Annotated in this window: 8 protein-coding genes; 6 read left to right on the top strand and 2 right to left on the bottom strand. The window is 34.3% G+C overall.

Annotated elements, in window-relative coordinates:
- The first annotated feature begins 70 nt into the window (after positions 1-70).
- From rplQ to AAGD36_RS05785, 6 genes are all read left to right on the top strand, one after another.
- On the top strand, positions 71-490 hold the full coding sequence (gene rplQ / locus AAGD36_RS05810; protein ID WP_341755293.1) for a 50S ribosomal protein L17: 420 nt from the start codon (positions 71-73) through the stop codon (positions 488-490).
- A gap of 24 nt (positions 491-514) precedes the next feature.
- Complete coding sequence (gene rpsT / locus AAGD36_RS05805) at positions 515-778, top strand: 30S ribosomal protein S20 (protein ID WP_341748197.1); 264 nt, start codon at positions 515-517, stop codon at positions 776-778.
- A gap of 443 nt (positions 779-1,221) precedes the next feature.
- The gene (locus AAGD36_RS05800; protein ID WP_341755292.1) at positions 1,222-2,028 is read left to right on the top strand and encodes a glycosyltransferase family 2 protein; all 807 of its coding nucleotides are present in this window, start codon (positions 1,222-1,224) and stop codon (positions 2,026-2,028) included.
- Between the two features lie 523 nt (positions 2,029-2,551).
- Entirely contained in the window at positions 2,552-3,670 is a 1,119-nt protein-coding gene (locus AAGD36_RS05795) for an efflux RND transporter periplasmic adaptor subunit (RefSeq protein WP_341755291.1), read from the top strand.
- A gap of 123 nt (positions 3,671-3,793) precedes the next feature.
- Positions 3,794-11,053 carry a hypothetical protein gene (locus tag AAGD36_RS05790; RefSeq protein ID WP_341755290.1) on the top strand — a complete coding sequence of 2,420 codons (7,260 nt, stop codon included), beginning with the start codon at positions 3,794-3,796 and terminating at the stop codon, positions 11,051-11,053.
- 60 nt (positions 11,054-11,113) lie between these two features.
- A complete protein-coding gene (locus AAGD36_RS05785) occupies positions 11,114-14,122 on the top strand; it encodes an efflux RND transporter permease subunit (RefSeq protein ID WP_341755289.1) in 3,009 nt (1,002 codons plus the stop codon).
- Between the two features lie 142 nt (positions 14,123-14,264).
- On the opposite strand, the gene cydB is transcribed toward AAGD36_RS05785, so the two are convergent.
- Entirely contained in the window at positions 14,265-15,284 is a 1,020-nt protein-coding gene (gene cydB / locus AAGD36_RS05780) for a cytochrome d ubiquinol oxidase subunit II (RefSeq protein WP_341755288.1), read from the bottom strand.
- Between the two features lie 93 nt (positions 15,285-15,377).
- Entirely contained in the window at positions 15,378-16,778 is a 1,401-nt protein-coding gene (locus tag AAGD36_RS05775) for a cytochrome ubiquinol oxidase subunit I (RefSeq protein WP_341755287.1), read from the bottom strand.
- Positions 16,779-16,798 lie beyond the last annotated feature (20 nt).

Below are 16,798 nucleotides of genomic sequence, written 5' to 3'. Positions count from 1 at the left end.
ATAACAAGCCAATTCGATATAAGAATTAACAATTCTTATATCGAATTGAGGTTAATACAAAGGTAATAACATGCGACATAAAATTAAGGGTAGAAAGCTTAATAGAACAAGTAGTCATAGACAGGCGATGTTTGCTAATATGGCTGCTGCACTTGTGATGAATGAGCAAATAAAAACAACTTTACCTAAGGCTAAAGAGCTTAGACCATATATTGAAGTACTAATAACTAAGGCCAAGAAATCTGATTTAGCGACTAGAAGAATGTTGCTTGCTAAAATCAAAGATAAAGTTGCTACTGAAAAACTTATTAGTGTTTTAGGTAAAAGATATAGTGAACGTCCAGGTGGTTATACTAGGATAATAAAGGCTGGTTTTCGTTATGGAGATATGGCATCAGTAGCTTATATTGAGTTCGTTGATAGAGACGTAAATAGTAAAGGCTGTATGACCCCAAAAGTAGAAAGTCATAGCCATGAAGAACAAAACTAATAAATCTGTAGGAAAATAATAAATATGGCTAATCATTCATCAGCAAAAAAGGCAATAAGACAAACAATAAAAAAAACTTTAATAAATAAGAATAGGTCAAGTAGAATTAAAACATATATAAAAAAAGTTTTGCAAGAAGTTATTAGTGGCTCAAAAGAATCAGCTAAATTAGCTTTGACTGTTGCACAATCTGAAATAATGAAAGGTGTAACAAAAAACATTATCAAATTAAATACAGCCTCACGTAAAATCAGTAGATTATCTCAAAAAATTAAAAATATGAATTAGCTTCTAGCTTCTTGTGTATGCCTTTTATGTAATACCAATCTCGATGAAAGATAGTTTAATAGCCTAGGGTGTATTATCCCTGCCTTATTACTATTACCCACATTCTAGATTTGTGGGACGTCGTATATGACGTCAGTAGGTTCAAATATACGACTTTTAAAAGATGTAGGTAATAGTAGGTATGCAAGTGAGGATTCGAGAACAAAAAGGAGTGTTCACGAATTGATTCCTTTTGGTAATTTTGTTGTCAAAATTTGCTTTCGTTCCTCATGGACATATTATGTACTGTTTGTGGTTACTTGGCTACTCTTTTACTCAGAAATTCCTCAAAAATTATTCAATTTGTGGGTACTTCCTAAAAATAATGAACATATAGACTATAGAAATGAAACCTTTACAGAAGCTAGATAGAAAATGTATGCAAGGACCTAGTTGAGAGGGATATGCTAAAGATTTCAGCCTTTATTATCACAAAAAATGAAGCTACTAGGATTGCAAGAGCTATCAACAGTGTTAAGGACATTGTCGAGGAGCTTATTGTTGTTGATAGTGGGAGTACTGATGATACAGTACAAATTGCTAGAAATTTAGGAATCAAAGTAATTTTTAACGAATGGAATGGTTATGTTAAACAAAAGACTTTTGGCGAAAATTTATGTCAGAATGACTGGATATTAAATATTGATGCTGATGAAGAACTATCAAAAGAATTACAAGATGAAATAGAGTTTATATTTGCTTCAAATAATCAAGCTAATTATTTAGCTTACCGTACTAAAATTGTTATATTGCACCGTAATGATCAGAAGGTTCGTCGTTTTGCTCCTTATAATAAATGTATCAGATTATATAATCGTAAATATAGTAGTTTTTCTAATAATAACACTACTACTCATGATTCGGTGTTGTTTAATCCAAATATTAATTCACAAAATAAAATCTATGATTTAAATGGTATAATTTATCATAGGTCTGGCACGTCAATTGAGCAACTAGTAGCTAAAGCAAATTTTTATTCCTCTGAGCAAGCAAAAGATTTAGTTAAATTAGGTAGGAATCCATCAAAAACAAGAATTGCTACAGAAAGTATTTTTTATTTTTTAAAATCATTTTTTATAAGACGATATTGGGTATTTGGTTTTGATGGTTTTGTTGATTCTATGATTTTTGCTTTTGCACGGTTTATAAGATTTGCTAAAGCAAGAGAGTTGTTAAATAATAAAAGAGACGATAGCAACATAGAAGCGTAGATTACATCAATAGCCTACAATTTTTGTAAGGAGTTTAGTAGTAAGCTCAGCATATAGACATAAGTACAGGGCAGTTTAAAAGTCGTTACCAGTGGGTGGTATAAATATAGATTTAGCTTCTATCGATGTCATACCAGCCTCGGTGCGGAAAAGCAATGTTCTGAGGGGATATTTATAGATTGTAGACCCTTGTTTTGCAGGGGGGTCACATCAATTCTATTACTATGACTCAAACATTTCTATATTGGCTATAATGTATATAAGGCTATACACTAGTTATGGTTAAAACATTTCCATGTTAGCTACACTACTACTTTCTGTAAATAAAATTAAAAAATTTTAAAATAATTACTTGCACAAAATAAAATTTTACTGTATATGTGACTAGAAAACAATAAAACCGTTTGCCACGGTTCTTTTGTTATCAGAAATTATACTCAAATGATTTGAGTATAATCGAAGTTGAAAATGAATAGATTAAAGAGAAGGTTAGCAATCTAATCAGAAATATGGTAAAATTCAAATGACCCTAGGGAAGATATTAATAAGTCGAAGATACTATATATATGGACTATTATTTGTTGCAGTAGCAATTGTTGTAGTGATAGTTTCTATCAAAAAAGTAGTCAGTAGACAAGCCCCAACACAGCAAGTGGACAATCAAGCTGTCGTAATTCCTGTTGAAGTGGTTAAGGCTCAATATTCAGAGGAGACAAATGATATATTGGTTACAACAGGCAAAACCTTAGCCTATGAAACACATGCAGTTAAAGTCAATACAACAGGAAGAATTAAAGAACTTGACTTACCTATAGGTAGCTATGTTAAAAAAGGTGATATTTTAGCGGTATTAGATACCACGCAAATTGACTATCTGATTGAACTAGCAAATGAAGAGTATCGTCTTAAAGAGAAAAAAGCTAATGCGATGAAGCAGTTATTGGATAAGAACCTCATTAGATATACAGAGTATGTGAACCATAACATAGAATACCTTGATGCTAAACAAAAATATTATACATTACTTGATGAAAAAACCAATCATTATGTTGTTGCCCCATTAAGTGGAATTGTTGAACGAAAACTTGTTACTGTTGGAGAGCTTGTTACACAAAAGGATAAAATAGTCGTTCTTTATGATATTCATATTATCAAGGTTGCGTTTGGTCTTGATGAAAGCGACTATCAAAAATTTAAAAGTGCGGAAGGGAGCTATGTCAACATCTATATTCCCGCTTTAAACTTAGCCCTTAAACTAAGTGATTTTAAAACTTCAGAAATTGCCCAAGATAAGAATCACTCAGTCTATATTGAAGCATTGATTCCAAATGATGATAATTCAATCATGCCGGGCTTATTTGTTAACGTAAATGTTATTTTCAATGGCAACAAGCAACGGATAAAATTGCCAAACTCAGCTGTTTTCTTTGATTCTTATTACTATGTTTATATTATTGAAAATAATACAGCTAAAAAAGTAAGGATTGAAATAGGTGATAGTGATAGCCAAAGTGTAGAGGTAGTTAGTGGCATCAAACCGAATGACCAAGTGGTTATTTCAGGAAAGAAAGGATTGCATGACGGAGTCAAGGTTTTGATTGAAGATGAGACAACTCACTCAACAATACAAAATAAGTCATAACTTATTGACGCACCGGAATCGAAACTTGACAAATTATAATAATAGTTTGATAAATTAAGAATATTTCAATTTATATTTACAATATATTAATACTTTTTTTCATTGTTGGAGAACTAAATACAAATGAATAAAAAAATCCAAAAACTATACTTTCTTATGATACTGCTATTTTGTAGCTCTGTTAATGCTCTTGAGAATAATGATGATAATACGGCTAAACTTAAGCAATTAAACGCAATTCAAGCAGGTGATATACAGAAGCTGATGAGGCAGAAATCTGAGCTTCAGGAAGAGTTGAAGAAAAAAGAGCAAGAATTGGAGGACTCTGAAAATAGTAGTAATACCTCAGATACCTCAGATAACCCACATTCTTCATCAGATACTGGACCAAGAACTACAGGAGGCGATAATGTTTCTCCAGAACAGTATATTAGTAATAAAGATAATGCAAGTTCTCAAATTAATTCTAAAGTATATGTGAATGATGACAAAAATCTTGATGTTATAAAAGTTCCAAATATTACTGATTCTGTGCAGAAAACTAATCCATCACAAACTAATCCATCACAAAGTGCTATACTTGGAGATTCGAACCAACAAGAACTAATGTTAGGTGATAATAAGCAATTGAATAATCAAATTGACCCATTGGATTCAGATGGTGAACCACTGGAAACACGTGAAAATACTTCGAAATTTGAACTATTGCAGAGTAATATTGAAAAAGCTGAAGCAAAATTATTAGAGTTGCAGGCCAAAGAAGATGATTTGAATAATGCTTATATGGAGAAAAAATTAGCATTTGAAAAACTAGAGCAACTGCAATTGCCTAAACAATCGGAGATAAAAGATAATTCATTAAATCAGCGGCAAAATCAAGAGACTAAAGAAAATGTGGCTGCTTTACAGGGTGATTTGGAGGCTCAAAAGAAATTGCTTGATGATGCACAACAACAGATAAAGTCCTTAAAGAAGGAGATTGAAAAAAAGAAAACAGCATTAAAACAGCCTACGAATCATCATACTGAACTTAAAAAGCAGGAAAGTCAATCAGTTAAAAAGATTCAAGGCAAGATTAAAGGTAACTCAGTATTTCAGAAACAGTTAAATAGTCAGTCAAAAAAGACAGAAAAAAATACAAAAAATCAGCCGACAACACTTAGTGAAGTAAAACGTTTAGGATATAATGCGTTGAATACAGATTTACAAGCTAAGTTGGCTGAAGATAGAAAAGATCATGAGAAAGTTCAGCAAGAATTAGAAAAAAAGAAAGAAGAAAATAAGTATTTGCAAGAGCAGATAACAACCTTAGGTAAAGATAAGGATGGCTTGGGGGTGAATTTAGTAGATGCTAGAAATAAGGCAGAAGCTTTGACTAAAGTAAAGGATGATGCCGTTAAAGAGCTAGAGGTAAAAGGTCAAGAAATAGAAGCTTTGACGGAAGCTCAGAAAGCAAGAGAGCAGGAAGTTGCAGATTTGCTTAAAGAGAAACAGGCAAAAGATGACGCATTAAAAGTAGCACAGGATAAGTTAGATGAAACAGTTAAAGCTTATGAAGCAAAAGAGCAGGAATTTGCAGCACAAATAGTAGCTTTGACGGAAGATCAGAAACAATTTGTGGAAGATAAGAAGCAGTTGGATGCAAGAATTGTAGCTTTGACTGAGGTTCAGCAAGTAAAAGAGCAGGAGTATGAAGCAAAATTAGCAGAACTGAATAAAGAAAAAGAGCAGGTGGCTAAAGAGCAGAAAGTTCTAGAGGAAAAAATTGTAGCTTCTACTAAAGAAATTGCTGATTTGAATGAAATTTTGGCTAAAGAAAAACAGGTGGCATTAGAAGAGAATGCTAAGTTGGCTGAAGCATTTGCAGCTCAGCAAGATGTGTTAGCAAAGAATCAACAGGAACTGCTAGGTTTGAATCAAGAAAGAGAGAAGATAGCTAAAGAGCTAGCAAATTTGACTGAAGCTCAAGCAAAGAAAGAGCAGGAGTATGAAGCAAAAATAACAGCTTTAACTGAAGAAAAACAGCTAAAGGATGAAAAATTCAGAAAGGTAGAGGGTGACTATGAAGAAGCTCAGCAAAAATTAGTGGAAGATAAGAATAAATCTGAGGAAGAAAGTAAGAAGCTACAAGAAAAGATGGTAGCCTTAGAAGATGGTAAGAAGCTGTTGGAAAAGGACTTAGTAGATGCTAGTAACGAAAAAGATGCTGTACAGACTAAGTTAGAGGAAGTGCTTGGAAATCACGCATTAGACAAACAAAGATTAGAGCAAGAGAATAAGGTAGCGGTGGAGAAGTTAGCAGAAGTTAATGAAAAATCACAACAACAGATAGAGGATTTGACTAAAGAAAGAGATGCATTGGATATAATGGTTAAGGCTAGTAATGATGAGATAGCAGCTTTGACTCAACAAGCAAAGGATGCACAGGGTAAGTTTGCTGCATCGGAGCAAGCTCACAAAGCTGCACAGGCTGAGATAGTAAAGAATCAACAAGCATTAGAAACGTTTAAGAACGAATTAGCAGCAGAAAAGAGCAAATTTGAAGAAGCAAGTAAAAAGTTAGCTCAGGATAAGGATAAGTTGGAGAAAAGCTTAGAAGAAGCTAAACAACTTGCACAAACTAAGCAAGCTAAGTTGGATGATTTGCAAAAAGCTCACGCATTAGACAAACAAGCTTTAGAGGAAGGTAAGAAGCTGTTGGAAAAGGACTTAGTAGATGCTAGTAACGAAAAAGATGCTGTACAGGCTAAGTTAGAGGAAGTGCTTAGGAATCACGCATTAGACAAACAAAGATTAGAGCAAGAGAATAAGGTAGCGGTGGAGAAGTTAGCAGAAGTTAATGAAAAATCACAACAACAGATAGAGGATTTGACTAAAGAAAGAGATGTATTGGATATAATGGTTAAAGCTAGTAATGATGAGATAGCAGCTTTGACTCAACAAGCAAAGGATGCACAGGGTAAGTTTGCTGCATCGGAGCAAGCTCACAAAGATGCGATAGCTGAAATAGCAAATAAGCAGCAAGAATTAGAATTGTTTAAGAACGAATTAGCAGAACTGAATAAAGCAAACGATGAAGCATTAGCAGAGCAGGATAAGTTAGCTGAAGCGGTTGACGCTCAGCAAATAAAAGAGCAAGAGCATGCAGTACAAATGGCAGATTTGCTTAAAGAGAAACAGGCAAAAGATGACGCATTAAAAGTAGCACAGGATAAGTTAGATGAAACAGTTAAAGCTTATGAAGCAAAAGAGCAGGAATTTGCAGCACAAATAGTAGCTTTGACGGAAGATCAGAAACAATTTGTGGAAGATAAGAAGCAGTTAGATGCAAGAATTGTAGCTTTGACTGAGGTTCAGCAAGTAAAAGAGCAGGAGTATGAAGCAAAATTAGCAGAACTGAATAAAGAAAAAGAGCAGGTGGCTAAAGAGCAGAAAGTTCTAGAGGAAAAAATTGTAGCTTCTACTAAAGAAATTGCTGATTTGAATGAAATTTTGGCTAAAGAAAAACAGGTGGCATTAGAAGAGAATGCTAAGTTGGCTGAAGCATTTGCAGCTCAGCAAGATGTGTTAGCAAAGAATCAACAGGAGCTGCTAGGTTTGAATCAAGAAAGAGAGAAGATAGCTAAAGAGCTAGCAAATTTGACTGAAGCTCAAGCAAAGAAAGAACAGGAGCATGAAGCAAAAATAACAGCTTTAACTGAAGAAAAACAGGTAAAGGATGAAGAATTCAGAAAGGTAAAGGGAGAGTATGAAGAAGCTCAGCAAGCATTAATAGAAAAGGAGAAGAAATTTGAGGGAGAAAGTAAGAAGCTACAAGAAAAGATGGCAGTCTTAGAAGATAGTAATAAGCAGTTGGAAAAGAACTTAGTAGATGCTAGTAACGAAAAAGATGCTGTACAGACTAAGTTAGAGGAAGTGCTTAGAAATCACGCATTAGACAAACAAAGATTAGAGCAAGAGAATAAGGTAGCGGTGGAGAAGTTAGCAGAAGTTAATGAAAAATCACAACAACAGATAGAGGATTTGACTAAAGAAAGAGATGCATTGGATATAATGGTTAAAGCTAGTAATGATGAGATAGCAGCTTTGACTCAACAAGCAAAGGATGCACAGGGTAAGTTTGCTGCAGCGGAGCAAGCTCACAAAGCTGCACAGGCTGAGATAGCAAATAAGCAACAAGAATTAGAAACGTTTAAGAACGAATTAGCAGCAGAAAAGAGCAAAATTGCTGATTTGAATAAAATTTTGGCTAAAGAACAACAGGCAAAGGAGGAGGTAGCTAAAGAGCTAGCAGCAAAAGGCAAAGAAATAGAAAATTTGACTGCAGCTCATGCAGAGCAAGCTGCTCTAGTTAAAGTAAAAGAGGAGGCATTCAATAAGTTGCAGGAAACTCAAAACCAATCAGTGGAAGAGTTAAAATCACTACAGGATAAGTTTGCTGAAACTCTTGAAGCTCAGAAAATAAAAGAGCAGGAATTTGCAGCACAAATAGTAGCTTTGACGGAAGATCAGAAACAATTTGTGGAAGATAAGAAGCAGTTAGATGCAAGAATTGTAGCTTTGACTGAAGCTCAAGCAAAGAAAGAACAGGAGTATGAAGCAAAAATAACAGCTTTAACTGAAGAAAAACAGGTAAAGGATGAAGAACTCAGAAAGGTAAAGGGAGAGTATGAAGAAGCTCAGCAAAAATTAGTGGAAGATCAGAAGAAATTTGAGGGAGAAAGTAAGAAGCTACAAGAAAAGATGGCAGTCTTAGAAGATAGTAATAAGCAGTTGGAAAAGAACTTAGTAGATGCTAGTAACGAAAAAGATGCTGTACAGACTAAGTTAGAGGAAGTGCTTAGAAATCACGCATTAGACAAACAAAGATTAGAGCAAGAGAATAAGGTAGCGGTGGAGAAGTTAGCAGAAGTTAATGAAAAATCACAACAACAGATAGAGGATTTGACTAAAGAAAGAGATGCATTGGATATAATGGTTAAAGCTAGTAATGATGAGATAGCAGCTTTGACTCAACAAGCAAAGGATGCACAGGGTAAGTTTGCTGCATCGGAGCAAGCTCACAAAGCTGCACAGGCTGAAATAGTAAAGAATCAACAGGCATTAGAATTAGCTCAGCAAGCATTAATAGAAAAGGAGAAGAAATTTGAGGGAGAAAGTAAGAAGCTACAAGAAAAGATGGCAGTCTTAGAAGATAGTAATAAGCAGTTGGAAAAGAACTTAGTAGATGCTGAAAAAAAAGCAGAAGCTTTGACTAAAGTAAAGGATGATGCCGTTAAAGAGCTAGAGGTAAAAGGTCAAGAAATAGAAGCTTTGACGGAAGCTCAGAAAGCAAGAGAGCAGGAAGTTGCAGATTTGCTTAAAGAAAAACAGGCGGCATTAGAAGAGAAGGCTAAGTTAACTGAGGAGGTTAAAGCTCATGAAGAACAAATTGCGGTTTTAAATACAGAAAAAGCTGCTGTAGCTAAAGAGTTGGAAGCCCAACAGCAGGAAGTTACAGATTTGAATCGAACTCTAGAAGAAAAAGAGCAGGAACTAGTAAATCTGGCTGAAAATTATGAAGAGGTAATTGCAGCAAATGACGAGATATTTGAAGAGCTAGCAGAAACAAGGCAGGAAGTTCAAGAGCTAGAAGATGTACTTAAAGAAAAGGGTGAGGTAGTTGAAGAGCTAGAAGCTTTGACTGAAGATTATAAAGAACAAATAGCAGCTTTAACTGAAGAAAATGATCAGATAACTCAAGATCTAGCAGAAAACAAAAAAGTAATTGAAGATTATGATGAACAAATAGGAAATTTGACAGCAGAAAACGAGAAAGTACTTCAAGATTTAGAAGACAAAGACGAAACAATAGCAGATTTGACTGAAGCTCATGAAGAGCGAATTGCAGCTTTGATCGAAGAAAATGATCAGGCAGTTAAAGATCGTGAAGAACAATTTGCAAATTTGGCTAAATTAAACGATGTGGCGTTTAAAGAGCTAGCAGAAAAAGAAAAGGAATTAACAATGCTACAGAACAAGTCGCCTTTGTCTAATAAAACATCTTCGGTTAATGGATCGAAAAAAACTGGAGCAGAGATAGGAAGAGCACAGCAATTACAGCAAGTTCAACAAAAACAGATAGAAGTACAGAGCTTTCAGCGAGAGGTTGAGAATAAATTAAAAGATCTTAATAACAAGAAGGACGCACTAAAAAGAGAAGAACCAAAGATTCAGGAGCGAGAAAGAGTGCTTAATAACAAGAAGGACGCACTAAAAAGAGAAGAACCAAAGATTCAGGAGCGAGAAAGAGTGCTTAATAACAAGAAGGACGCACTAAAAAGAGAAGAACCAAAGATTCAGGAGCGAGAAAGAGTGCTTAATAACAAGAAGGACGCACTAAAAAGAGAAGAACCAAAGATTCAGGAGCGAGAAAGAGTGCTTAATAACAAGAAGGACGCAATAAAAAGAGAAGAACCAAAGATTCAGGAGCAAGAAAGAGTGCTTAATAACAAGAAGGACGCAATAAAAAAAGAAGAACCAAAGATTCAGGAGCAAAAAAGAGTGCTTAATAACAAGAAGGACGCACTAAAAAGAGAAGAACCAAAGATTCAGGAGCAAGAAAGAGTGCTTAATAACAAGAAGGACGCAATAAAAAAAGACGCACCAAAGATTCAGGAGCAAGAAAGAGTGCTTAATAACAAGAAGGATGCAATAAAAAAAGACGCACCAAAGATTCAGGAGCAAGAAAGAATGCTTAATAACAAGAAGGACGCAATAAAAAAAGACGCACCAAAGGTTCAACAGGCAGAAATAATGCTTAGTAACAGGAGGGCCGCACTAAAAAGAGAAGCAGTGAATCTTGGTTTAATAAAAGAACATGTTAAGACAAACTTTAATGGACAAGCTATGCCAGCAACTACGGTACATAGGCGTTCAGCAAATGCAAAACCAGCAAATCAAGAATTAGCTGAACTACAACAAAAGATTGCGACGTTAAAGGAGACAAATAAACAACTGCTTCGTAATCCTAACAGTGTAAATAAAGCTGTAGCAGACAATAATATTAAGAGGTCTCATAGTTTAAATGATTTAACAAAATCACCTGATCTATTAGGCAATAAACCTATTGAGGCTAATATATCAGAAAAAAAACAGATCAAGGCTGAAGTTGCAACCCCAAAGAAGTCTACAGCTGAACTAATCGATCCAGCAAGAGTACTAAAGGTAACTCCAATGTACACTCCTAGGAAATACACTCCTAAAGTGGACAACACACAGTCAGGGGGCATCATACCGGAGGACACCAAAATACCAGGACCTGCACTAAACAGCAGAAAAGCAGCAGCAGAAAGAGTAGGAGGAGGGTATAAGTATGAAGTGTATAATAAAAAATCATTATGAAAAGCCTTTTCAGTTTTTGGTGGTAATTTTTAAACTACCTTTAACCCTTGATTATATTTTATGATAAAAAGATTGTTGGAACATAGTAGCTTCTTTATTGTAATAAATATTGTGGTTGTACTATTTGGTATATACTCATATTTGCAGCTGAAAATTCAACTTTTACCAAATATTCCTGTTTCAAATATTTACATTTCTATCATCAATCCGAATGTAAAGCCGGACCTGATAGAGAAATATACTACCAAACCTTTTGAGGAAGTTTTTTCACATATTGATGGTCTTAAGTCGATTATTGCTATTAGTCAGTTAGGAGAGAGTAAAATAACTCTAAGTATAGCCAAGAAAGTTCCTATAGAACAAGCAATTAATCAAGTTAGAGATTTGATATTAAAAAATAAGGCTCTCCTGCCAGAGGGGGCTAAAGAGCCTATAATATCTACTGAAAGCTTTTCTGTTTTACCAATGATGTATATTGCGGTGAGTTCTAAGAACAATGTATCAGCTACTGCTGATGATATTGAGTTGATCAAAAAAAAGCTTAAATATGTCGATGGTGTAGCCAATACATCTAGTTTTGGTGTGACTGAAAAAGTGATTAATATCGATATTGATCCTGAAAAGATTGCAAAATATTATATTCCGTTAGATAGTATTCTTGCTTCGTTAACACTACAAAACAGTGATTTCTCTGGTGGTAAGTTATCAAATCAATATAAAACAGAGTATATTTCTTTTGATACAGCAATTAGTAAGTTAAGTGATTTTGGCGAAATCAATTTAGAAAGTAATAATGTTGCTGTAAAATTAAAAAATGTTGCCAGCATTACAATATCAGATAAAGAGCTACTTAGCCTCTCTTATTTTGGTATGGATAAAATTGTTTTATTAGGTATTTTTGCTAAGTCGGATTCAAATCCAATCGATGTATCAAAGAGTGTAAAACATTTCCTAGAACATTATGAAAAAGCCAATCCCCAATTTATCTTTCAAGTTATTATCGATGATAGCCAAGATATTTTACAAGCATTTCAAGAAGTAAGAAAAACTTTGCTTGAATCGGTCTTGTTGGTGTCAGTAATTGTTTTACTGCTAATGGGATCATTGCGATATTCAATTATCGCAATTTGTGCAATTCCAGTCTCGCTTGCAGCTTGTTTTGTTATGCTGTACTTATGTGGTTTTACACTCAATGCCATAACAATGTTGGCTATGGTACTGGCTATAGGGTTAGTGGTTGACGACTCTATTGTAGTGATTGAGAATGCTGAACATTATTATCGGAAGAATAAAGATGCTTTAACTAGTATATTGCAAGCAATTTATAGTCTTTTTTTATCTGTTTTAATATTGATGTTTACGCTAGTAGTAATATATGTCCCTATTTTATTTATTAAAGGAGAAGTAGGAAAAATTTTGCAGGAATTTGCTTTGTCAGTAATTGCTTGTTTAGTAATGTCCTTTATCGTTGCATTTACCTTAACACCCATATTGTTTTTAAAACTAGCAAATAATACGCATGAAAGCAAATTTGTTCAAATTGTTAATAAGACATTGGATATGATTACATACAAATATCAGGAGTCTTTATTTTTTATTATACGCCATGCCAAAGTATTTTTATCCTTGGTGGCTATCGTTGTAGCGGCTGGTACATATGTTGCAGTTAACAATATGAAAATAGAAATTGAGCCATTTGAAAAAAAAGATATGCTTATACTGACTAACACCTTTATGGTTAATACCAATTTAAGTTACATCCATCACTATATGGAAAAAATTACTAAAATAATCAAGGATAATGATAATGTAAAATATACTCTGAGCATTGAAGAATCACCACGTTCAACAATTTGGTTGGTATTAAAAGATAAAGCTAAATCGGTACAAACATTGCATGAAATTGAGGCTAAATTAGCAAAAATAGCAGTGGGTGGAGATATTTCAGTGAAGTTTGCTCAAGGGAAAAATGCTGGTTCAGCAAAGGGTAACGTTGAGTTAAGCTTTTATGTCAATAACCAATCATCCATGGAGAATGCTTGGCAGGCTGTTAATTTTATACAGAATAACTCAAAAGATTTATTTACTAATGTTATAGCTATTGAGGCTTCACCTGTACAAGATTATAAAATTTGGTGTAATCAAGATAAGTTATTTAAATATGGTTTAAGTCAGAAAGATATATCAAGTACATTAGATATTCTGTTTAATGCTAGGAAGATAGGGAACTTTAAGCACTATGATAATACCTATGATGTCATTGCTAAATCAGATCCTAAATTTGGCAAAACACTAAGTAATATACAAAATATGTTCATTACAACACAGAAAAATGGAGAGAACCTTATTCAGCTTAAGGATATATGTGATATTAATAGGGTGAATACCGTTAATCAAATTATGCGTTATAATGAGCAATATTCCATTGAAGTAATTGCTACTGCTAAACATGGTATTAAATTGCAGGATGCAGTTCATTTTATTAATCAGTTAAACAGCAAGTTACCAAATGATAGTGATATGAGCTATAGTGAGCAAACGCAAATACTTATTGATTCAACATCATCATTTACAGTACTAATTTTACTATCTATACTTGGACTCTACTTATTAATGTTTGCACGCTTTAACGACTCAATTCTATCATTGTTTATTTTAGTTGGGGGAATTCCAGCCGCTTTAAGTGTAGCATTATTGAGCTTATATTTTTCTCAAGGGGGATTAAATATATATACGCAAATATCACTTATCACGTTAGCAGGATTAATGACTAAGCATAGTGTGTTGTTATGTAGTGCAATGCATCAGAAGGGACAAAGAACTCTAAAAACAATAGTAACAGCGGCAACGTCAAGAATCAGGGCAATTTTAATTACTTCTTTAGCTATGAGTATTGGTTTGTTGTCACTTTTCTTTGATAATGGCAACTATGCTAATAGTCGTTTTCAAATGGCTATAGTTTTGGTAATAGGGATTGTTATCGGATCGATATTAACACTTTATGTAACACCTTTGCTTTATGTTGGTTTTCATCAACTGTCGAAAGTTAGAAGAGCTAGGGGGCAGTAGTAAAAGCTATTAGTTTAATATATAAAAGATAGCTTTAATTATACAGGATAATGATAGCACAAATATTAGCCCCACTAAGTATAAAATTACAAACCAAAGCCATTGTTTGCATTTCTGAGAAATAAAAATTTTTCTCAACTTACTAATACATAGGGTGATGAGTCGATTTTCCACGGAATATATAATAACAATAAGTTGTATAACCCAATATTATTGGTAAAAGTGTTGCCGCTCCTACCAACATTAGAGATTGTGATTCTGCTGCCGCTGCTGCTTGCCACAAAGATATTTGATATGGTACTATAAAAGGCCAAATACTTAAGATAAGTCCCAAATAGCCTAGAACAAAAAGTAAAACTGAGTAACAAAAAGGCTGGAATTCTTTATTTTTATAAAGGGTTGAAAGTAATCTAAATAATGTAAAAATAGTTAAAACGGGGATTAATGAGAGATATATAAAATTCGGCATAGTAAACCAAAATATACGAATTCTCTCGTTTAAAAATGGTATCCATAAACTTACTAAACCCATAAATAACATAACATATATTAATACGTATGATGCGGATTTACGAGCCCATATTTGGGTATTTTCGTCAGTCTTCATTATTAGCCAAGTAGCACCAAGAAGAGCGTAACCAAATACTAGAGCAATACCTGTCATGATAGAAAAAGGTGTTAGCCAATCAAAAGCATTGCCAACAAATACTCTGCCATCAATTTTAATTCCTTGTATAAAAGCTCCTAGCATAATTCCCTGAAATAATGTAGCGATGATAGAGCCAAAATGGAAAGAGTAATCCCATATGAAACAATATTTTAGAGAGGCTTTAAATCTAAATTCAAAAGCTACTCCGCGGAAGATTAATCCCAAAAGCATTACGGTAATTGGTATATAGAAGGCTGACATCAAAACTGAATAAGCTAGTGGGAATGCGGCAAATAACCCACCACCACCTAAAACTAACCAAGTTTCATTGCCGTCCCAAAATGGTACTACAGAGTTCATCATTTTATTGCGGCAATCTTGAGTAGGAGCAAATGGGAATAATATACCAATGCCTAGATCAAAACCATCTAATAATACATAAAGAAAGATTGCTGTGGCAATTATTCCACCCCAAACCAAAGGTAAATCTATATAGGGAGCAAAATTAAGCATGGTGATATATCCTTTTACCGGTTAGATTCTCTAGTATACTCAGGTAGAACTTCAAGAATTGGCGTTCCCGCGACCAAAGATCGAAGCTGCCAGTTACTCATGTACGCTACGCTGCTCGACTTTGCTACTGCCTAACTCTTCTTGAAGTATACTATCGTCTACCAACTCTTCATTTACGAGCAGTATACTAGGTCCTTTCCTTATTAAAGTTATAATATAATAAATGCCTCCGCCAAATATAAAAACATAAACTATCACAAAGGCAATTAATGAGGCAAAGATGTGTTGTCCTAGCACCGGTGAAGATGCTTCCGATGTTCTAATTATATTATATACTATATAAGGTTGCCTGCCAACTTCTGTAACAAACCACCCGGACAATACGGCTACAAAGCCAGTTGGCGTCATCAACATACACCAATATTGAAACCATTTGGTATCAAATAATCTTTTACGTAAATATAAGACTACAGCAATTGCCCCAGTAATTATCATTAATATACCGATTCCTACCATTACTCGGAAACATAAAAATACTATTAATACAGGGGGGCGATTTTCTTTTGACCATTCTTTTAAGCCTTTTACTTCCCCATCTAAGCTATGGGTCAGTATTAAACTAGCAATTTTGGGTATTTCTATAGTATATTTTGTTGTCTCTTCTTGTGTTGAAGGCCAGCCAAAGAATCTAAGTGCAGCCCCTCTTTCCGTATCCCAGATACCTTCCATAGCAGCAACTTTTGCAGGTTGATGTTCTAAAGTATTTAACCCGTGTTGGTCGCCAATAAAAAGCTGTATTGGGGCAACAAATACTGCCATCAACATTGCCATACCAAACATGATTTTAGCATGGTTAACAAATTTTTTATGTAAAAGATAGCAGGCAGCAACACCACCAATTGCAAAAGCTGTAGTTAAATATGCTGCGACAATCATATGACAAAAACGATATGGAAATGAAGGATTAAAAATAATTTCCAACCAACTTACCGGGTATAAAATATTATCTGCTCGTACTTCATAACCAGCAGGAGTTTGCATCCAGCTATTAGCTGCAAGAATCCAAAAAGCAGAGATAATTGTACCAATTGCCACGATTAAAGTGGCAGCGAAATGCATATTTTTACTGACTCTATTCCAGCCAAATAGCATAACTCCAAGGAAAGATGATTCCAAAAAGAATGCAGTAAGTACTTCAAAACCTAATAGTGGTCCAAGTACATTACCTACCTTATCAGAGAAACCTGACCAATTCGTACCAAATTGATAAGACATAACAACGCCTGATACCACTCCCATACCAAAAGTAATAGCAAAAATCTTAATCCAAAATTTATATATTTCTTGATAAATATTATTGCCAGTTTTAATCCATAACCCTTCTACGACAGCAAGCCAGCTAGCAAGGCCAATGGTAAAGGACGGAAAAATTATGTGAAAACTTATGGTAAAGGCAAATTGTATACGAGATAGTAGATTAGGATCGAATTCCATATTGTTACTTTGTGTCAAAC

The organism is Candidatus Tisiphia endosymbiont of Ptychoptera albimana (assembly GCF_964026605.1).
Taxonomy (GTDB): domain Bacteria; phylum Pseudomonadota; class Alphaproteobacteria; order Rickettsiales; family Rickettsiaceae; genus Tisiphia.
Note: the sequence above shows the minus strand (reverse complement) of the source record. Positions and strands in the feature narration are given on the sequence as shown.

Excerpts from the sequence above, each read along its gene's own strand:
- rplQ (WP_341755293.1), top strand. The coding sequence starts at position 71 with ATGCGACATAAAATTAAGGGTAGAAAGCTTAATAGAACAAGTAGTCAT.
- rpsT (WP_341748197.1), top strand. The coding sequence starts at position 515 with ATGGCTAATCATTCATCAGCAAAAAAGGCAATAAGACAAACAATAAAA.
- AAGD36_RS05800 (WP_341755292.1), top strand. The coding sequence starts at position 1,222 with ATGCTAAAGATTTCAGCCTTTATTATCACAAAAAATGAAGCTACTAGG.
- AAGD36_RS05795 (WP_341755291.1), top strand. The coding sequence starts at position 2,552 with ATGACCCTAGGGAAGATATTAATAAGTCGAAGATACTATATATATGGA.
- AAGD36_RS05790 (WP_341755290.1), top strand. The coding sequence starts at position 3,794 with ATGAATAAAAAAATCCAAAAACTATACTTTCTTATGATACTGCTATTT.
- AAGD36_RS05785 (WP_341755289.1), top strand. The coding sequence starts at position 11,114 with ATGATAAAAAGATTGTTGGAACATAGTAGCTTCTTTATTGTAATAAAT.
- cydB (WP_341755288.1), bottom strand. The coding sequence starts at position 15,284 with ATGCTTAATTTTGCTCCCTATATAGATTTACCTTTGGTTTGGGGTGGA.
- AAGD36_RS05775 (WP_341755287.1), bottom strand. The coding sequence starts at position 16,778 with ATGGAATTCGATCCTAATCTACTATCTCGTATACAATTTGCCTTTACC.